This window comes from Dermacoccus abyssi, assembly GCF_003515945.1.
Lineage (GTDB): Bacteria > Actinomycetota > Actinomycetes > Actinomycetales > Dermatophilaceae > Dermacoccus > Dermacoccus abyssi.
Genome location: NZ_QWLM01000004.1, coordinates 119,176 through 137,647, shown reverse-complemented (window position 1 = coordinate 137,647; position 18,472 = coordinate 119,176). Strand labels below are relative to the sequence as shown.

Here is an 18,472-nt window from a genome sequence, read left to right as displayed (position 1 = left end):
CACTTCGGGATCAGCTGTGGAGCGTCCTCGTCGAGGTCGTGCGATCAGCAGGTGGAGGTCGTGTCGCTCACAGGCTCCTCGGTGGTCGAGGTGCTCGTCGAGGGCGTGGTCGAGCTGGACGTCGACGTCTTCTTCGGTGCGGGCTTCTTCGTGGCCTTCGGACGCTCCAAGCCCTTCTTCACGAGCGAGCGCACCTTGTCGTAGTCCGGGTTGCTGTCGCTGATGATCGGGTAGGCCAGATTGACGCTCTTCATCTGGCCCTTCTTCATCGTGTTGGCCAGATCAGCGAGGTCGGGGAGCTGGTCCTGGGGGAGGTCGAGGAGGATGTTCTCCTTGGCCACCTTCATGATGTCGGGGAAGCGCTGGACCATCTGGAACGGGTTCGTCTGGCTGACCAGAGCGTTGACCATGCAGCGCTGACGGCGCATGCGGTCACCGTCGCCCGTCTCGACCCGGCTGCGCGCGTACCAGAGGGCCTGCTGACCGTCGAGGTGCTGCTCACCCTCGGGGATGCGCCCGGTGATGCCCGTCTTCACGCCGTTGACGATCTTGCCGCCGATGGCGATCCCGCCGGGCGGAATCGTCATGTCCACGCCGCCCATGGCATCGACGAGATCCTGGAAACCCTCGAGGTTGATGACGGTGGAGTAGTCGATCTCAAGGCCGGTGATCTCCGTGACGACATCGCGTGTCGAGTTGAGGCCGGCGTACCGCTGACCCTTGAACAGCTCGGGGTGCTGCACGGTGGCCTCGGTCCACACGGCGTCCATGATGCACTGCTCGCTCGCGCCACGGTCCGGGCAGGTGAATCCGTCCGGGTAGAGGTCGTGCAGCGGGTTGGACGTGGGGAACGGCACCTTCTGCCAGTTGCGCGGGATGCTGATGAGGGTCGTGTCGCCGGTCTTCGTGTCGACGGAGGCGACCATGACGGAGTCGGTACGCACCTCGAAGCGATCCTTGCCCGCATCCGAACCGACGAGGAGGAAATTCACACGTTCGTGCCGCTTGAACGCGTTCTCCTTCGCGCTCTGGCCGCCGCCGTTCTTGATGAAGATCGAACCGAAGGCGTCCTGCGTCACCGTGACGTACCGGACTGCCTCAGCGGCAGGGAGCGTGACCGCGAGGCACATGAGCGCGGTGAAGCCCTTGAAGACGGTCTCGCCGCGGCGCGACCACGCCGTCATGTGTGTCGTGCGCGCCGTGAGCACGATCGAGAACAGCCACAGCAGGACCGCCCCGATCGTGACGGCGAGGGCGATCTTGAGGCCCTTCGCCGTGAGCACGTTCGCCGCACCGGTGATGAGCCCACCACCGACGAGCACGACGGCCAACGTGAGGAGTGCGAGCAACGTGAACGCCGCCAGCAGAATGCCCAGGCGGCGGCGGCGCGTCCACACCAGCCCCAGCCCCGGCAACAGCGTGCTCAGGAAGGTCAACGACAAGCTGCGGCGCAACGACGCCCGACGGCGCTGACGCTCACCCGAGCGAGTTGCCACACGGAGCCCCTCCGGCCCCGAATGGCTCGCGTACGAGTCGTGCGTCATGTGAAGATCCCCAATAGCTGACCGCCCGTCGGAGCCACCGGCCCGGCGAACTTGAAAAGTGCTGCTCACCATGATGAAGGACGAACCTGGAAAAGTCTCAATCCGGTGACGATCAGGTTCTGAGAGTTCGCTGGAGGTGCTGCGCTGGTGTGTCGCGCCTCGGTCTCGTTCCCTGAGGCGGAGGGAGCCGTCGTCCGGGCGCGGGCTCGCTTCGCTCGCGGGCGCCCGGACTCCTCCCAAATCCCCCGTGCTTTCATCAGCGAATGTGAAGGGCCCCTCCCCAGGGCGACTTCGTCGCTGATCCTGGGGAGGGGCCCTTCACATTCGCTGGCGGAGGCGGAGGGATTTGAACCCTCGATGGGGCTATAAACCCCAAACCCGCTTAGCAGGCGGGCGCCATAGACCGGACTAGGCGACGCCTCCTCCACGAGCAGTAAGCACTGCAAGCCCTGAAAGGGTATCGGACAGCCCGGCGCACACCAAACCGCGCCGTCACAGGGGGCTTCGGTCGCTCAGCGCGTGAAGATTCGGCGGAAGACGACGAAGCGCACGACCGTCGCGATCGCGTTGCCGATCGTCACCGTCACCGTGTCCCAGAAGGTGCCCGCGTTCGGCCACAGGTGGTGCTCCAGCGCGAGCGCGCCCGTTGTCACCGCGAGCGTGACCGCGAGGATCGCGAGGCTCTGGACGTGGGCGGCCTTGCCGCCCGAGTGCCCCGCCGCATCGAACGTGAATCGCTGGTTCACCCACGTGTTGAGGACCGTGCACACGAGCAGCGCCGTCACGTTCGCGAGGTGGTGGTTCATGCGCATGTCGAGGAGCATGAAGAGCAGCGTGTAGAGAACCGTCGAGCCCACGCCGACGAGCGCGAAGCGCATGGCGTGCGACACGGTGCCCCGTTCGCCGGCTTCGGTTTCCGGCGCCGCCGACGGGTTCGTCGCGGCGGCGAGCGCCTCGTTCTCGTTCATCGTCACCTCCGGGTGTCGTCCGACATCATGCTCCGGCTGCCTCGGGTGACGCGAGTCGGCCCCTCGGTTCAATGGGCAGACGCACGGTGAACCGGGTGTTCCCGGGTTCGCTCTCGACGCTCACCGTGCCGTGGTGCGCGGTGACGACGGCGTGCACGATCGACAGGCCCAGACCAGTCGAGCCCTCGGTGCGCGTGCGCGCGACGTCTCCGCGGGTGAAGCGTTCGAAGAGGTGCGGCGTGAACTCGGCTGGGATTCCGGGGCCGTTGTCGGTGACGCGGACGATCACGTCGTCGCCCTCGCGCGCGAGCCCGGCCGTCACGACCGTCCCCGGCGGCGTGTGACGGCGCGCGTTGGCCAGCAGGTTGATGACGACCTGACGCAGACGCGCCTCGTCGCCGACGACTTCGGGCACCTCGTCGAGGTCCTCCGGCAGGTCGAGGTGCCAGACGTGGTCGGGCCCGGCCGCGTGGAGGTCGCTCAGGCTCTCGACGACGATGCGGGTGAGGTCGACAGGTTCGCGCTCGAGTTCGCGGCCGGCGTCGAGACGGGCCAGCAGGAGCAGGTCCTCGACGAGCGTCGTCATCCGCCCGGCTTCGGATTCGATGCGCCCGAGAGCGTGGGTCACGGACGGCGGGACGGGCTCGGTCTCGCGGCGCGACAACTCGGCGTAGCCACGGATCGAGGCGAGGGGAGTGCGCAGCTCATGGCTCGCGTCGGCCACGAACTGGCGCACCTGCATCTCGCTCTCCTCGCGAGCGTCGAGGGCGGAGTCGACGTGGTCGAGCAGGTTGTTGAGCGCCAGGCCGACGGTGCCGACCTCGGTGCGCGGGTCGGTGTCGACCGTCGGCACGCGCTCGTCGGTGCGTGCGTCGCCGCGTCCGAGGGGCATCTCCGAGACTCGTTCGGCGGTGGCCGCGACCCGGCGCAAGGGACGCAGGTTGCTGCGCACGAGCAGGAAGCTCGCGCCGCCCACGGCGACGAGGCCGAGCAGACCCATGAGCGCGATGTTCCGGGCGAGTTCACCGACGTTCCGGTCGATGGGTTCGAGCGGCATGCCGACGATGGTGACGTCGCCGTTCGAGCGCGAGACGGCGACGAGGCGGTAGGTGCCGAGGCCGCCGCCGACGTCGACGGTCTGAGGGGCGGTGCCGAGCGAACTGTTCCACAGCGTCAGAACCTGGGCCTTCGACAGCGTCGAGATCGAGCCGGGCGTCAGGACGACGTTCTCGCTCGTGCGGATCGTGTTCGCGGTGGAGGAGGCGTCGATCGTCAGGCGCAGCATGCTGCCGCCGAGCCCGGGCGCGGCGCGGTGGTAGCCGTCGGTGTGACCGGGGGCGTCGCCCTCACCGGAGCCGCCGAGGGAGCGCTGTGCGTCGGCGAGTTGGGCGTCCACCTGCGTCATGAGCGAGTTGCGGGTGGTGAGGACGGTCGCCGCGCCGATGATCGCGATGATGACGACGAAGAGGGTGACGATCGAGGCGAGCAGCTTCGTGCGTAGCGGCCACCGGGCGGGATTGAACACGGGGCGGCGGCTCAGGAAGCGGGCTTGAGCACGTAGCCGGCGCCGCGCATCGTGTGGATCATCGGTGCGCGGCCGGCGTCGATCTTCTTGCGCAGGTAGCTGATGTAGAGCTCGACGACGTTGGCCTGGCCGCCGAAGTCGTAGTGCCACACCCGGTCGAGGATCTGAGCCTTGCTCAGTACGCGCTTGGGGTTGCGCATGAGGAAGCGCAGGAGTTCGAACTCCGTTGCGGTGAGGGTGATCTCCTCGTCGCCGCGCATCACTTCGTGGCTGTCCTCGTCGAGGGTGAGGTCGCCGACGCGCAGCAGCGAGCTCTCCTCCTCCTGCAACTGGACCGAGCGGCGCAGCAACGCGCGCACGCGGGCCACGACCTCCTCGAGGCTGAAGGGCTTCGTGACGTAGTCGTCGCCTCCGGCCGTCAGACCGGCCACCCTGTCCTCAACGGCATCGCGCGCGGTGAGGAAGAGGACTGGCAGCGTCGGGTCCTCGTCGCGCATGCGGCGCAGCACCTCGAGGCCGTCGAAGTCGGGCAGCATCATGTCGAGCACGACGGCGTCGGGCTTGAACTCCTTGGCCGTCTTGACGGCCGCGTTGCCGGTGGCGGCGCTCTTGATGTCCCAGCCTCGTAGCGAAGGGCCATCGACAGCAGTTCGGTGAGGTTCGACTCGTCGTCGACGACGAGGACCCGGACGTTCGCGCCGTCGGGGCGCTTCAAAGCGGGGGCAGCGGGGCTCATGTCACTCAGTGTCGCCCCGGCGGCTATGCGGTTCCAAGGTCGTTTCTGTGACGTTCCTGTGCGTGGACGGTGGGTCGGCCCGGGCGATGAGCATGGTGAGGTCGTCGAGAACGTCCTCGCGAAGCTGGTCCAGTTCCGCTGGGCCCAACTCGGGGTGGCGACGATCGGCGCGCAGGAGGACTCCGTCCACGAGCAGTTGGACCGATGAGGGGTCCTCGGTGAGATCACCGCGGTATTGCGCGGTGCCGCGGGGCGGCACGCTGCCATCGAGATCGAGCCACAGCGCACGGCCGGGGCGCAGGAAGAGCAGCACAGCGTTGGCAACGCCCGGCACGCGTGAGTACGCGAGCGGACCCTGCCAGGCCTGGTGCGTGAGGGAGCGCACCTCGACGAACTGCGTCAGGCTCAGCACGAGTCCTCGAACGAACACCATGAGCGCCACGAGCCCGACCACGAGGGCGATGTTTCGATGCTCGTCGTAGTGGTGCCAGCACAGGGCCAACGTCGCGAAAGATCCCGCAGGAATCGGATAGAGCCTCATCCGGTTGATCAGCCCCCGAACCCCAGTACCGGCGTGCGAGGGGGTCGTCGAGGGCTGCGGGGCGATGCTCTCCTCGAGGTCGGCGAGTTCGGCCAGCGTCAAGTGCTCCATGGCCGCGATGTCCACGCCCTCGGCGTCGTCCGAGGCGATCGGGAAGGGGATGAGGCTCGTTCGACGGCGCGGTAGGACGGCGCGCCAGAGGCCGGAGACCACTGCGACACCGCCGGCTCCGGCTGCCATGAAGAGACTGCCGAGTGTCGGCTCCGACAAGCCCAAGTCGTCGAGGACGATGGCGTAGTCGCTCGCCGGCAGCGCGACGGCTTCCACCCGCGCGCCCACTCGAGGCTCGTCGACCATGACGCACGACGACACCTGCTCGCCGGCCGCCTTGCCGGCCGCGTCGCTGAGAACGAAGGTGCACAAGGTTTCGTCGATCTCCGGGTCGGCGACGGTCTTGGTCACCGTCACGGTTTCTGTGTGACCGAGAGCGACAACGCCTGCCATCCCCAGCGCAGTCAGCACGAAGGCGCCGGCTAGTGCACCCCAGAATCGGGGGAACAGCAGCCACGCCCAGGTCGTGAGGGGAGCTCGCTGCGCCGTTCGTGAGGCTCGTCGAACGACCGTGGCGAGGCCCTCGCCGCCGAACAGTTCCGGACCGTCGTCACGGCCTTCGAGGTTCCAGCCCCACGGGGCATCGTCCGGTTGTGCAGTTGCGCGACGTGTGGCCGTGTCGGTGGCGGCAGGTGGTGTGGCGATGACGAGTCGCCGTCGGGGCTGCCACAGGACGACTCCTCCCTTGTGGGCGATCGCCCGCACAGCCCTCGGGGGATAACCGTCGAACCGGCTGACCAACGCGCTGCACCCGCCACTTTCGCGGCCGGAGAAGTCGATGTCGTACCGACGCAGGGCCGCGCGTCCCAGGAGCAGCGTGACGATGAGAGCTGCGAGGAACCCGGCCAGGAAAGCGATGACATCGAGGGGCACGATGCATCGTACGGCCGACTCGCCCCGGAGACCGGCCTCTACACGCCACCGCCCCCACCCGCGGCAGGCGGGAGGGGGCGGAGGGAACCGGTGAGCAGCAGGTCAGCGGGTGGCGAGCACCTTGCGCAGACCCGGGCGCGGGTCGGGAGCCTCGAGGCGCGCGGCGTCGGAGGCCTCGTCGGTCTCGAGCTCCTGCGACTTGCGCTCGGCCTCGACACGCTCGACGTACGACGTGATCTCGGCGTTCTTCGTCTCGTCCGACCAGCCGAGCAGCGGCGCGATGATGTCGGCGACCTCCTGCGCCGCGTCGGCGCCGCGGTGCTTGGTCTCGATCGACATGCGCGTGCGGCGGGCGAGGACGTCCTCGAGGTGCAGCGCGCCCTCGTTCGTCACGGCGTACGCGATCTCGCAGCGCAGGTACTCGTCAGCGGCCGCGACGGGCTTGAGCAGCGACGCGTCGTCCTGTGCCAGCTCGAGCACCTCGTACAGACGCGAGCCGTAGCGGCCGAGCAGGTGCTCGATGCGCCACTCGGGCAGGCCTGACTCGGCGGCCAGCTCGTGCTTGAGGTTGAGCATCGCGGCGTACCCGTCGGCGCCGACGAGCGGCGTCACCTCCGTGACCGAGTCCTTGATCGGGCCCAGGTCCTCGGCGGCCGCGTTGACGGCGTCCTCCGCCATGACGCGGTAGGTCGTGTACTTGCCGCCGGCGATCGAGATGAGGCCCGGCTGAGGGCGCGCGACGGCGTGCTCACGCGAGAGCGCCGAGGTGTCCTCGCTCTCGCCCGCGAGCAGCGGACGCAGGCCGGCGTACACGCCGAGGATGTCGTCACGCGTGAGCGGCGCGGCGAGCACCGTGTTGACGTGCTCGAGGATGTAGTCGATGTCCTTGCTCGTCGCCGCGGGGTGGGCGACGTCGAGGGCCCAGTCGGTGTCGGTGGTGCCGATGAGCCACTGCTGACCCCACGGGATGACGAACAGCACCGACTTCTCGGTGCGCAGGATGAGGCCCACCTCGCCGGCGATACGGTCGCGCGGCACGAGGATGTGCACGCCCTTCGACGCGCGCACGCGGAAACGGCCACGCCCACCCGTCATCTTCTGGATGTCGTCGGTCCACACACCGGTGCAGTTGATGACGACCTTGGCGCGGACCTCGAGCTTCTCGCCCGTCTCGACGTCACGCACGACGGCACCGACGACGCGGTCGGCCTCGGTGACGAGTTCGACGACCTCGGTGGAGTTGCGCACGATGGCGCCGTACTGCGCGGCGGTGCGCGCCACTGTCATCGTGTGACGCGCGTCGTCGGCCTGCGCGTCGAAGTAGCGGATCGAGCCGACCATCGCGTCCGGCTTGAGACCCGGGAACAGCTTCATCGTGCCGCCGCGGGTGAGGTGCTTCTGGCGCGGCACCGAGCGCGCGCCGCCCATCTGGTCGTACATCGCGATACCGCTCGCGACGTACGGGCGCTCCCAGGCGCGGTGGCTCAGCGGGTAGAGGAACGCCACCGGGTGCACGAGGTGCGGAGCGATGCGCGTCAGCATGAGCTCGCGTTCCTTGAGCGCCTCGGCAACGAGAGCGAAGTTGAGCTGCTCGAGGTAGCGCAGGCCGCCGTGGAAGAGCTTCGACGAGCGGCTCGAGGTGCCGCTCGCGAAGTCGCGGGCCTCGACGAGGCCGGTACGCAGGCCGCGCGTGACGGCGTCCAGCGCGACGCCCGCGCCCGTGACACCACCGCCGATGACGAGGACGTCGAGTTCGCGCTCGCCGAGCTCGCGCCACGATTCCTCGCGGGCCTGCGGGCTCATCTTCGCGCTGTAGGGGTGCATCGTCATGGGTACCTCCGAAAGGGGAGCGACGGGTCTCACGGGCGCGCGCGGAACACGGCTTCCCCTCTACCTTAGACCGCTCGAATGGACGTTTCCCGAGTCCGGAGCGTGGGCCTTTCGTCACACGACGAACGGAGAGCGAAGTCTTCGTCGCGCCCGCTGCGGAACCCCCAGCGACCTCAGCCCACCGCGTAGGATGCGAAACGAGCATCCCCGGGGCGCGCCCGTCACGGGATCCTTCACGAACGGAGAACGCATGTCACTCGGACAAGTCTTCCTGAGCGAAGTCGTCGGAACGGCGATCCTCATCGTCCTCGGTGTGGGTGTCGTGGCCAACGTCCTGCTGCCGAAGAACGGCGGCTTCGGCGGCGGCCCTCTCATGATCAACATCGGGTGGGGCTTCGCCGTCTTCTCCGGAGTGTTCGCCGCCTACAAGTCAGGTGCCCACCTCAACCCCGCGGTGACCCTCGGCATGTGGGCGAGTGGCGCCGACACCTACGCCAAGGGCGTCGACATCACGGCCGCCTCGACACTCACCTACGTCGCCGCCCAGTTCGTCGGCGGCTTCATCGGCGCCGTCGTCGTGTGGATGGCCTACAAGAAGCAGTTCGACGAGCACGAGGACGCGCCGACGAACGTCTTCTCCACCTCGGCCACCGTCCGATCGCCGTTCTGGAACGTCATGACGGAGGTCGTCGGAACGTTCGTCCTCGTCTTCACGATCCTCGTGTTCGCCAAGACGCCGAGCCAGGCCGGACCGCTCAACGTTGCTTTCCTCGTCGTCGCCATCGGTGTCTCGCTCGGTGGTCCGACGGGCTACGCCATCAACCCGGCACGCGACCTGGCGCCGCGCCTTGCGCACTTCCTCCTTCCCATCCCCAACAAGGACGACTCCAACTGGAGTTACGCATGGGTGCCGGTCGTCGGCCCCGTCATCGGCGGCCTCATCGCAGGCTTCGCCGCCAATCTCTACATCGGCTGACCCGTTCGGGGCAGACTCGACATCAACCGCCAACGCCAACTCGACGCACGAGGAGTAGAACATGGCTGAGAAGAAGTACGTCGCATCCATCGACCAGGGCACGACGAGCACGCGCTGCATGATCTTCGACCACGACGGCAACGTCGTCGCCGTCGGCCAGATGGAACACGAGCAGATCTTCCCCAAGGCCGGCTGGGTCGAACACGACGCGGCCGAGATCTGGGACAACACGCGCAAGGTGTGTGCCGAGGCGCTCGCCAACAAGGACCTCGACTCCGACGACATCGCCGCCGTCGGTATCACCAACCAGCGCGAGACGACCGTCGTGTGGGACAAGAAGACGGGCAAGCCGGTCTACAACGCCATCGTCTGGCAGGACACGCGCACCGACCCGATCTGCAAGGAGCTCGCCGGTGACGACGGCGCCGACAAGTACAAGGACGTCGTCGGCCTGCCGCTCGCCACGTACTTCGCCGGCCCGAAGGTCATGTGGATCCTCGAGAACGTCGACGGCGCTCGCGAGAAGGCCGAGGCCGGTGACCTGCTGTTCGGCACGATGGACACGTGGGTCATCTGGAACATGACGGGTGGCAAGAACGGCGGCGTGCACGTCACCGACGTCACGAACGCCTCCCGCACCATGCTCATGAACCTCGACACGCTCGAGTGGGACGAGTCCATCGCGAAGGACATGGGCATCCCGATGTCGATGCTCCCGGAGATCCGCAGTTCGTCCGAGGAGTACGGCAAGGTGCGTCACCGCGGCGTCCTGCGCGGTGTGCCGATCGCGGGCGCGCTCGGCGACCAGCAGGCCGCCACGTTCGGTCAGGTCTGCTTCGAGCCGGGTACGGCCAAGAACACCTACGGCACCGGCAACTTCCTCATCCTCAACACCGGTGAGGAGAAGGTGATGAGCAAGAACGGACTGCTCACCACCGTCTGCTACCGCATCGGTGACCAGAAGCCGGTCTACGCGCTCGAGGGCTCGATCGCCGTCACCGGTTCGCTCGTGCAGTGGCTGCGCGACAACCTCAAGCTCATCAAGGACGCGAAGGAGGTCGAGAAGTACGCCAAGGAGGTCGACGACAACGGTGACGTCTACGTCGTCCCGGCCTTCTCCGGCCTCTTCGCGCCGCACTGGCGCAGCGACGCTCGCGGCGTCGTGGTCGGCCTCACCCGCTTCGCCAACCGCGGGCACCTGTGCCGCGCGGCCCTCGAGGCCGTGGCGTACCAGAGCCAGGAGGTCGTCAAGGCGATGAACGCCGACTCCGACGTCGAGATGACCGAGCTCAAGGTCGACGGCGGCATGGTCGTCAACGAGACGCTCATGCAGTTCCAGAGCGACATCCTCGACGTCGAGGTCATCCGCCCGAAGGTCAACGAGACGACGGCCCTCGGTGCCGCCTACGCGGCCGGCCTCGCCGTCGGGTTCTGGAAGGACCTCGACGAACTGCGTCGTCAGTGGGCCGAGGACAAGCGTTGGAAGCCCTCGATGGAGGACGACGAGCGTCAGCGCCTGCTGGGGCGCTGGAGCCAGGCCGTCGAGCGCACCCTCGACTGGGCGGAGTGACCTGTCGGCGGCGCGGCGTGTCGGGGCACCGCTGCGCCGCGCCCGCCTAGGGTTGAGCCATGGTCGTCATCAGCGTGTGCAGCCTCAAGGGCGGGGTGGGTAAGACCTCCGTCGTCCTCGGGCTCGCCGACGCCGCGATGCGCAAGGGGCTCGCGACGCTCGTCGTCGACCTCGACCCGCAGGGTGACGCCACCTATGCCCTCGGTGCCAAGGCTACCGGCAGTGCGAGTGGTGACGTGCTGGAAAGCCCGAAGCGCAAGGTGCTCGAGCAGACGATCGTCGCCTCGGGCTGGGAGGGTGCGGGGGAGCTTCACGTCCTGCCCGGTGCCCCGTCGACCGCAGCGCTCGATCGCCCGGACGCCGAGGGGGAGAGCCTCCACACGCTGCGCAAAGCGCTCGGCAAGCTCGACTACGATCTCGTCCTCATCGATGCACCGCCGTCGCTGTCCGGCCTGACGCGCAGCGCGCTCGTCGCGAGCGACCGCGCCATCGTCGTCGCCGAACCGGGGGCGTTCGCCGTCAATGCTGCGAACCGACTCTTCGCCGCGATCGACGACCTGCGTCGACGTGAGGCGGGCGGGCTGCAACCGCTCGGCATCGTCGTCAACCGGTTCCGTCCCTCGGTCCGCGAACACGCCGAACAGGTGAAGGTACTGGAGCGGACCTTCGGGCCACTCGTCCTCTCACCTGTCCTGGCGGATCGGGCTGTGGTTCAGCGGGCTCAGGGAGCACGCCAGCCTCTCAGCGCCATCGCCGGATCGGCTCCGATGACGGACGCTTACGATGCGCTGCTGTCACGCATCGGACGCACGGCCAAGGCCCTTCGCCGGCGCACGTCCTGAGCCACCTCGGGCATATTTCGTCAGGTGGCATGCAACCTGTCGGTCCGGTGTGCGTCTTTTCTGTCATGAGGACGATCGACCGCGCGGGCCAGGCACCCGCTTGCGCGGACACTTGGGTCGATCGGCTTGCCCCGGCCCGCGTTCCTCGCCGACACTGGATGATGGGGCATCGTCCGAATCGCCCTGCAGAACATCGGCGTCGGCATCTGCCGTGTGATGAGGGGAGCGGGTGCATGACTCTCGTCCATGCAGCGCTTCCGCTTCCCCCGGCGCCCTGGTGGGCCATCTCGGAAGGGGCGCGAAGCGCTCGTTCGGAGCGCGCTGCGTCGACCGGTGACGACGCGACCTCGGGGGCGAACACGTCCTCGCAAGGCTCTCCCCCGGACGAGGTCGACCTCGACGCCCTGTACGTCAGTTCGTACCACGACATGGTGCGTCTGGCTCGTCAGCTCGTCGACGACATCGAGTCGGCGCAGGACGTCGTGCACGACGCCTTCCTCGGTCTGCACCGCAACGTCGACTCCCTCGAATCGCCCGCGAACGCCCGCGCGTACCTGCGTGCGTCCGTGCTCAACCACGCCCGCTCGGTGCTAAGGCGTCGCCGCACCGCCCGCGAGTACGCCGCTGCTGCCGAACCCGAGGCCGGGCCCGGTTCCGACGAGCCCGTTCTTCTGGCCGACGAGCACCAGCAGGTGCTTGGCCACCTCGACGCGTTGCCCACCCGCATGCGCGAGGTTCTCGTGCTGCGGTACTGGGAGGGGCTGAGCGAGGTCGAGATCGCGTCGACCCTCGGGATCAGCCAGGGCACGGTGAAGTCGCAAGCCTCACGCGCCATGGCCAAGCTCGCCCGAGCGATGCGAGACGCCGATGGCTGATCTTCGACCCGACGAGTTCGCCGCCCTCGAGCAACAGTTGCGTGATGCGCTGTCCGCTCGGGCCGCAACCGTCACTCCGTCCGCCCTCGACGCCGGTAAGGCCGAGGCTTTGCGCGAGGCGCTGAACGACCCGTCCGGGGCCGCCGCCGGATCCGGTGCGGCCGGAGCGCCGGGCGCCGGCGGAACGGTGAGCACTTGGGCCGCCGGCGCCGCGCTCGTGGGCCTTGCCGCAACCGTGGCGGCCGGCGTCGTCCTGCTGGACCCGGACGACGGTGCCGCCTCGAGTTCCCGTGGACCGAACTCCTCCTCGAGTGCGCCGGCCGATCCGTCGTCGTCCTCCACGGACACTCCCACTGCGTCGTCGACGGCGTCCGCGACGAGTCAGCCGACCTCGACGTCCACCTGGGCGACGAGCGCCCCCCGCGCGAACGAGCGCGCCGCCTCCGAGCGAGGGAACAACGGCCCAGTCGTTCCGTCGGGCTCCTCCGCGGTCACCCTGCCGCGCCTGCCAGGCTTGCCGTCGGCAGGCGGATCCCCGTTACGCACAACGATGCCGGGCGCCGCAACGCCGACGGGTTCGGCCACCGTGCCGACGTCCGGGCTGCCGCCGGTGCCGTCCGGTTCGGCGACGGCTTCCGCACCGGGCACTTCGACGTCGCAGGCTCCCACGTCGACCGCTCCCGCACCGTCGGATTCGTCGAGGAGCGGACCGAGCACGACGCAACCGACGTCGCCGACCACCGAACCCACGTCGAACCCGACGACGCCGACGAGCGAACCGAGCACGGAACCCACGACGCCGACGAGCGAACCGTCGCAGCCGACGACGTCGAACCCGACCACGCCGACCACCGAGCCGGCGCGTCCGTCGGAACCGACGAGCCCCTCGCCGTCGACTCCGACGAGTGAGCCGACGCAGCCGACACCGTCACCGACGACCACACCGACCCCGCCGACGACGTCCTGGCCCAGCACATGCGTGCCCTTTGGCTTGCGTGACCTGCTGGGTGACCCGAAGAACGGGCACTCGGTGTGGTGGACGGATCTGCTCGGGTTCCGCTGGCACCTGTGGTGTTCCAAGGGGTGATCAGCCCGGGTCGACCTCCAGGACGGTGAGCCCCGCCCGCGCGACCATGTTGTGCTCGATGCGGCGGGCGTTCGTCTCGTCCGAGCCGAGAGCGTGCGCTCGAGCGTCCTCCGTGCTGCGCCCGTAGCGCTCGTGACGTTCCACGAGTCGGATGCGGCGAGTCGATTCGTCGGGCGTCAGGACCCATGCGGTGTCGAAGAAGCCGGCGAGGTTGCGCCACGGGTGCTCGTCGAGCAGCAGGTAGTTGCCCTCGACGACGACGAGACGGTGTTCGGGGCGAATCTCGACGGCGCCGGTGACGGCGTCCTCGATCTCGCGCCGGAACTCGGGCGCCCAAACGGACGGATCCCCGGGCCGCTGCCCCGCGATACGGGCCACCAGGGCGACGAAGCCTTCGGCGTCGAACGTCTGGGGTGCTCCCTTGACCTGCGCGAGGCCGAGTCGTTCCAGTGTTCGGTGCGCGAGATGCCAGCCGTCCATCGGGACGACGATCGCCGACACGTCGCGGTTCTGCGCTTCCGCGAGCAGGAGCTCGCAGACGGTGGACTTGCCTGCGCCGGGTGCGCCTGCCACAGCGAGGACGAGCCGGTCGTGCGGTGACGCGTGCAGCGCCGAGAAGAGCCCCTCGCGGGCCTCGGCGAACGTGATCAGTTGATCGTCACCTTCTGCGTCGAGGACTTGCTCACCGGGCCCGAGTCGCCGCAGAAGTACGTGGTGGTCGTGACGGTGTACGTCCCCGCGGCCGCGTAGGTGTGGGTCTGCGTCGGCAACTTGTCGGCGAATGCAGCGAGGGGCGACTTCGGTGCGCACTGGAGCGCGCCGAGGTCGGCGCCGTCCATGCCGCTGCCGTCACCGAAGTCGATCGTGACGCCGCGGCTGTTCGGCGCCGCGATGACCGCGTTGTTGAGCTGCGAACGGTAGAGGTGCTGCTTGCCCGACGCGCTGTACGTGTAGGAGAGGGTACGACCGTTCACCGACGTCACGAGACTCTGGGTGGCGACGGCTGCGCCCGTCTGAGGGCCCCCGTCAGGAGTGGTGACGTGTACAGACGACACGGGGGTGTTCTCCAGTGCGGACTTCTTCACCTGCGTCGGGGTGGGCGCCTTCCCCTGTGCTGTGGACGGCGAGACGGACACGTGTCCCACGGCGGAGGGCTGCGAGGAGCTCGATGGGGTGGCCGTGCTCTCGGCCGAGGTCGAGCTCGCCGCGCCGGACGATTGCGTCGAGCCCGATGAGTTGGTGCTCGTGCCGGTGGAACTGCTCGTCGAGGACGACTGCCCGGCCCCCGAGGTGGCGCTCGAGGTCGAAACGGACGTCGAGGTCGCGGAGGGCTGCCCCTCGGCGTCGGGTGAGGAATTGCCGCAGGCCGCGAGAGCGAGCGGCAGCGCGAGGGCGGCGGCGGTCAGGGCGAACGAGCGTGACATCGGTTTCCTCGGGGAACGGGGACGTGCGGTTGACTTCGAGCGTACGGGGCGTACCTGCGAACTGTCCGTAGGACGCTCGGTGGGCGGACGACGGAGATGACGCAACCTCCCGCTCGCGAGCAGCGAACGGGAGGTTGCGTGACCGACGACGGTCAAGTGACGGTCGGCCGGGACCGCCACGTCTGATGGGCTCAGGCGCCGAGGCGCTCCTTGAGGCCGTCGAGCTCGACCTGAAGCTGAACCGGGAGCTGGTCGCCGAACTTGGCGAACCACTCCTCGATCTGCGGGATCTCGGCCTTCCACTCCTCGACGTCGACCGCGAGGGCGGCCTCGAGCTCGGCGTCCGTCATGTCGAGGCCCTCGACGTCGAGCGACTCCGGCGTCGGAACGTGACCGATCGGGGTCTCGACCGCTGCGGCCTTGCCCTCGATGCGCTCGATGATCCACTTGAGGACGCGGCTGTTCTCGGAGAAGCCGGGCCACAGGAAGTCACCGTTGTCGTCACGGCGGAACCAGTTGACGTAGAAGATCGCGGGCAGCTTGCTCGCGTCCGCGTCCTTGCCGACGTTGACCCAGTGCTGGAAGTAGTCACCGGCGTTGTAGCCGATGAAGGGCAGCATGGCCATCGGGTCGCGGCGCACGACGCCGACCTGGCCGGTCGCGGCGGCCGTCGTCTCGGACGAGAGCGTGGCGCCCATGAAGGTGCCGTGCAGCCAGTCGCGAGCCTCGGTGACGAGCGGAACCGTCGTCTTGCGGCGGCCACCGAAAAGGATCGCCGAGATCGGCACACCCTGCGGGTCGTTGTACTCGTCGGCCAGGATGTCGCACTGCTCGATCGGAGTGCAGTAGCGGCTGTTCGGGTGGCTGGACAGCTCGTCGCTGTCGGGCGTCCAGGGGTTGCCCTTCCAGTCCGTGGCCTTGGCCGGCGGGTTCTCGAGACCCTCCCACCAGACGTCGCCGTCCTCGGTGAGCGCGACGTTCGTGAAGACGGAGTTGCCCTTGTTGATCGTCTTCATGGCGTTCGGGTTGGTGTGCTCGTTCGTGCCCGGCGCGACGCCGAAGAAGCCGAACTCCGGGTTGACGGCGTACAGGCGGCCGTCCTTGCCGAAACGCATCCAGGCGATGTCGTCGCCGAGGGTCTCGACCTTCCAGCCCGGAACGGTCGGCTTGAGCATGGCGAGGTTGGTCTTGCCGCAGGCGCTCGGGAAGGCCGCAGCGATGTAGTAGACCTGGTTCTCCGGGGAGATGAGCTTCAGGATGAGCATGTGCTCGGCCAGCCAGCCCTCATCACGTGCCATGACCGAGGCGATGCGCAGCGAGTAGCACTTCTTGCCGAGCAGGGCGTTGCCGCCGTAGCCGGAGCCGAAGCTCCAGATCGTGCGCTCCTCGGGGAACTGCACGATGTACTTCTCGTCGTTGCACGGCCACGCGACGTCCTTCTCGCCGTCGGCGAGCGGGGCGCCGACCGAGTGCAGGGCCGGGACGTAGCGGGCGTCGTCACCGAGCTCCTCGATGCGGTCGAGGATCTTCGTGCCACAGCGGGCCATGACGCGCATCGACGCGACGACGTACTCGGAGTCGGTGATCTCGACACCGAACATCGGGTGCTCGGCCTCCAGGTGACCCATGACGAAGGGGATCACGTACATCGTGCGACCCTTCATGCAGCCCTTGTAGAGGCCACGCATGATGTCCTTCATCTCGTTCGGGTCCATCCAGTTGTTGGTGGGCCCGGCGTCCTTCTCGTCGACACTGCAGATGTAGGTGCGGTCCTCGACGCGCGCGACGTCCTGCGGGGAGCTGGCGGCGTAGAACGAGTTCGGCTTGATGTCCTCGTTGAGGCGCGTGAACGTGCCCGTCTCGACGAGCTTGTCCGTGATCTGCTTCCACTCCTCGTCCGAACCCGTCACCCACTGGATGCGGTCGGGGGTGGTCATCTCGGCGACCTCGGCAACCCAGGCGGCAAGGCCCTTGTGCGTCGTGCCGCCGATCATCTCGATGTCAGTCGTAGTCATTGGATCGGCCATCCTTTGTGCGAGCGGGCCCGAACGGGATCTCCGTTCGCCACCCGAGTCATCGCTGTCGTCGGTCGTCCCGGCGCGCAGCCGACTTCGAGGAGTCGAAGGGGAGCGCCCGGTGGGACTCCTCGAACGTACGGGTATCTCGACGTCGAAATATAAGTGGCTAAGCGTTCCAAGTTGTGACGTGGCTCACAAACGCATGGTGCGCTGTTGGGTTTCTGCCACCAATGTCGGAAATGTTCATTAACGGTTCGAGAATCGAACATTTACCGCCATCGACGTGACCTGCGGCACGGGGTGCCGAGGCGCGACGACGGCTCCCGGGATGGGGTCGGGCGACGAACCCCCGACCTTGGGGGTTTTGCAGCCGAACGGTGTGGTGTTGGCTGCGAACTCACAACGTTGGGTGATTCGCCCTATTCGCCGGTCTTGTCGGCATCCTCGTGGGCTGTGGATAACTTTCGCGGTGGTCGGCGCCAAATCGCGACGCTGGAGGTATGGCCCCTTCTGCTTCCGCCTCTTTCCCCTCGTCCGGAGCGCGTCCGTCGCGCCAGAGCGTGGCAGCTCGTCGACGTGCTGCCCTGGACAGGTTCGGCGCGCTCCCGTTCACCTCGGACGAGGCTCTCGCAGCCAGTGCTGAGTCGGAGCGACCTCGACAGCGCGGACGTACGCCGTCTGTTCCGGGGTGTCTTCGTCGATGCCCGCGTGCAGGTGGGGCACGGGCTCCGCTGCGTCGCAGCGGTGCGACGGTGTGGTGAGGGCGCGCGGATCTCGCGACTCGATGCGGCGCTCCTGTGGGGTCTGCCGGTGCCGTGGTCCGAGGGCGTGTCGGTGAGCATCCCGGCGAGCCGGGACGTGCGCGGTGCGGGACTGGTCGTGCACCGTCACCTCCGAAACTCGAAGACGTCGAGCGTTTGGGTTCCCTCGGTGCGGTTGCGGCTGCCGACGACGGCGCCGGTCGACCTCGTGCGTGAGTGTTTGCCCCGGCTGTCGCTCGTCGACGTCGTCGTGCTCGCGGACGCCGTTCTCAGGCTGCCCGGGGTGGAACCGGAGTCGGCGCTTGCGTCGTGGTCGTCCCGCGGTGCGGGGCCAGGGCGCGCTCGAGACCTGGTGAGGCTCGTGGATGCCGGTGCCGAGTCGGCCATGGAGTCGCGGCTACGGGTCCTGCTCGTGTTGGCGGGGTTACCCCAGCCGGTCGCGCAGTTCGAGGTGGTGGCTTGCGGGCGTCGTCGAAGGCTGGATCTCGCATACCCGGATCTCAAGATCGCGATCGAGTACGACGGGGACCACCACTACGTCACTGAGGCTCAGAAGCATGCGGACATCGAGCGCGAAATGTCCCTGCGCACCGAGGGGTGGGAGGTCATCCGCGTTGTGTCCCACGGCATCTACCGCGACCCGGCCGGAACGGTGAGGGCAGTCGCCGCGGCCCTGGAGCGCCGCGGCCGTTCGGTACGGCTGTCGGACGGTTGGCGCCCCCACTTCCGACAGCTCGCGTAAAACCCCCAACCTTGGGGGTTTTGCAGCCGAAGGGATGCTGCGTGGCCGG

The 18,472-nt window shown here is 68.2% G+C and carries 15 protein-coding genes, 1 tRNA gene and 1 pseudogene; 6 read left to right on the top strand and 11 right to left on the bottom strand.

The window, feature by feature from the left end:
* Positions 1-44: 44 nt before the first annotated feature.
* The 7 genes and pseudogenes from D1832_RS05125 to D1832_RS05095 form a co-directional block, all read right to left on the bottom strand.
* Positions 45-1,544, bottom strand: a complete 1,500-nt coding sequence (locus D1832_RS05125) for an LCP family protein (protein WP_182434662.1) — start codon at positions 1,542-1,544, stop codon at positions 45-47.
* 328 nt (positions 1,545-1,872) lie between these two features.
* Positions 1,873-1,967 (bottom strand) — tRNA-Ser (locus D1832_RS05120).
* Between the two features lie 89 nt (positions 1,968-2,056).
* Positions 2,057-2,512 carry a GtrA family protein gene (locus tag D1832_RS05115; RefSeq protein ID WP_147362615.1) on the bottom strand — a complete coding sequence of 152 codons (456 nt, stop codon included), beginning with the start codon at positions 2,510-2,512 and terminating at the stop codon, positions 2,057-2,059.
* A gap of 25 nt (positions 2,513-2,537) precedes the next feature.
* The gene (locus D1832_RS05110) at positions 2,538-4,037 is read right to left on the bottom strand and encodes a sensor histidine kinase (protein ID WP_118912899.1); all 1,500 of its coding nucleotides are present in this window, start codon (positions 4,035-4,037) and stop codon (positions 2,538-2,540) included.
* 11 nt (positions 4,038-4,048) lie between these two features.
* Positions 4,049-4,773, bottom strand: a pseudogene (locus D1832_RS05105) (response regulator transcription factor).
* Position 4,774: 1 nt separating this feature from the next.
* Positions 4,775-6,298 (bottom strand): hypothetical protein, encoded by a 1,524-nt coding sequence (locus tag D1832_RS05100; RefSeq protein ID WP_118912898.1) that lies wholly within the window; start codon positions 6,296-6,298, stop codon positions 4,775-4,777.
* A 102-nt stretch (positions 6,299-6,400) separates the two neighbouring features.
* Positions 6,401-8,128, bottom strand: coding sequence for a glycerol-3-phosphate dehydrogenase/oxidase (locus D1832_RS05095; RefSeq protein ID WP_118912897.1), 1,728 nt, complete (start codon positions 8,126-8,128; stop codon positions 6,401-6,403).
* A 250-nt stretch (positions 8,129-8,378) separates the two neighbouring features.
* Between D1832_RS05095 and D1832_RS05090 the strand changes: the two genes are divergently transcribed.
* The 4 genes from D1832_RS05090 (at position 8,379) to D1832_RS05075 (ending at position 12,391) form a co-directional block, all read left to right on the top strand.
* Positions 8,379-9,104, top strand: a complete 726-nt coding sequence (locus D1832_RS05090) for an MIP/aquaporin family protein (RefSeq protein WP_118912896.1) — start codon at positions 8,379-8,381, stop codon at positions 9,102-9,104.
* Between the two features lie 61 nt (positions 9,105-9,165).
* The gene (gene glpK, locus D1832_RS05085; protein ID WP_118912895.1) at positions 9,166-10,674 is read left to right on the top strand and encodes a glycerol kinase GlpK; all 1,509 of its coding nucleotides are present in this window, start codon (positions 9,166-9,168) and stop codon (positions 10,672-10,674) included.
* A 59-nt stretch (positions 10,675-10,733) separates the two neighbouring features.
* A complete protein-coding gene (locus tag D1832_RS05080; protein WP_118912894.1) occupies positions 10,734-11,516 on the top strand; it encodes a ParA family protein in 783 nt (260 codons plus the stop codon).
* A gap of 233 nt (positions 11,517-11,749) precedes the next feature.
* Entirely contained in the window at positions 11,750-12,391 is a 642-nt protein-coding gene (locus D1832_RS05075; protein WP_118912893.1) for an RNA polymerase sigma factor, read from the top strand.
* A 381-nt stretch (positions 12,392-12,772) separates the two neighbouring features.
* Here D1832_RS05075 and D1832_RS05070 read toward each other — a convergent pair whose 3' ends face one another.
* The 3 genes from D1832_RS05070 to D1832_RS15125 form a co-directional block, all read right to left on the bottom strand.
* Complete coding sequence (locus D1832_RS05070) at positions 12,773-13,366, bottom strand: hypothetical protein (protein WP_118912892.1); 594 nt, start codon at positions 13,364-13,366, stop codon at positions 12,773-12,775.
* Between the two features lie 112 nt (positions 13,367-13,478).
* Positions 13,479-14,087 (bottom strand): nucleoside/nucleotide kinase family protein, encoded by a 609-nt coding sequence (locus D1832_RS05065; RefSeq protein ID WP_274541951.1) that lies wholly within the window; start codon positions 14,085-14,087, stop codon positions 13,479-13,481.
* Positions 14,088-14,125: 38 nt separating this feature from the next.
* The gene (locus D1832_RS15125; RefSeq protein ID WP_147362614.1) at positions 14,126-14,452 is read right to left on the bottom strand and encodes a hypothetical protein; all 327 of its coding nucleotides are present in this window, start codon (positions 14,450-14,452) and stop codon (positions 14,126-14,128) included.
* A gap of 61 nt (positions 14,453-14,513) precedes the next feature.
* Between D1832_RS15125 and D1832_RS05060 the strand changes: the two genes are divergently transcribed.
* Entirely contained in the window at positions 14,514-15,002 is a 489-nt protein-coding gene (locus tag D1832_RS05060; RefSeq protein ID WP_147362613.1) for a hypothetical protein, read from the top strand.
* Between the two features lie 91 nt (positions 15,003-15,093).
* On the opposite strand, the gene D1832_RS05055 is transcribed toward D1832_RS05060, so the two are convergent.
* Positions 15,094-16,917 carry a phosphoenolpyruvate carboxykinase (GTP) gene (locus D1832_RS05055; protein ID WP_118912890.1) on the bottom strand — a complete coding sequence of 608 codons (1,824 nt, stop codon included), beginning with the start codon at positions 16,915-16,917 and terminating at the stop codon, positions 15,094-15,096.
* Positions 16,918-17,556: 639 nt separating this feature from the next.
* On the opposite strand from D1832_RS05055, the gene D1832_RS05050 reads away from it, so the two are divergent.
* A complete protein-coding gene (locus tag D1832_RS05050; RefSeq protein ID WP_118912889.1) occupies positions 17,557-18,423 on the top strand; it encodes an endonuclease domain-containing protein in 867 nt (288 codons plus the stop codon).
* Positions 18,424-18,472 lie beyond the last annotated feature (49 nt).

Bases quoted from the DNA above. Each gene is read 5' to 3' on its own strand.
- D1832_RS05125 (WP_182434662.1), bottom strand. From the start codon at position 1,544: ATGACGCACGACTCGTACGCGAGCCATTCGGGGCCGGAGGGGCTCCGT.
- D1832_RS05115 (WP_147362615.1), bottom strand. From the start codon at position 2,512: ATGAACGAGAACGAGGCGCTCGCCGCCGCGACGAACCCGTCGGCGGCG.
- D1832_RS05095 (WP_118912897.1), bottom strand. From the start codon at position 8,128: ATGACGATGCACCCCTACAGCGCGAAGATGAGCCCGCAGGCCCGCGAG.
- D1832_RS05090 (WP_118912896.1), top strand. From the start codon at position 8,379: ATGTCACTCGGACAAGTCTTCCTGAGCGAAGTCGTCGGAACGGCGATC.
- glpK (WP_118912895.1), top strand. From the start codon at position 9,166: ATGGCTGAGAAGAAGTACGTCGCATCCATCGACCAGGGCACGACGAGC.
- D1832_RS05080 (WP_118912894.1), top strand. From the start codon at position 10,734: ATGGTCGTCATCAGCGTGTGCAGCCTCAAGGGCGGGGTGGGTAAGACC.
- D1832_RS05075 (WP_118912893.1), top strand. From the start codon at position 11,750: ATGACTCTCGTCCATGCAGCGCTTCCGCTTCCCCCGGCGCCCTGGTGG.
- D1832_RS05055 (WP_118912890.1), bottom strand. From the start codon at position 16,917: ATGACTACGACTGACATCGAGATGATCGGCGGCACGACGCACAAGGGC.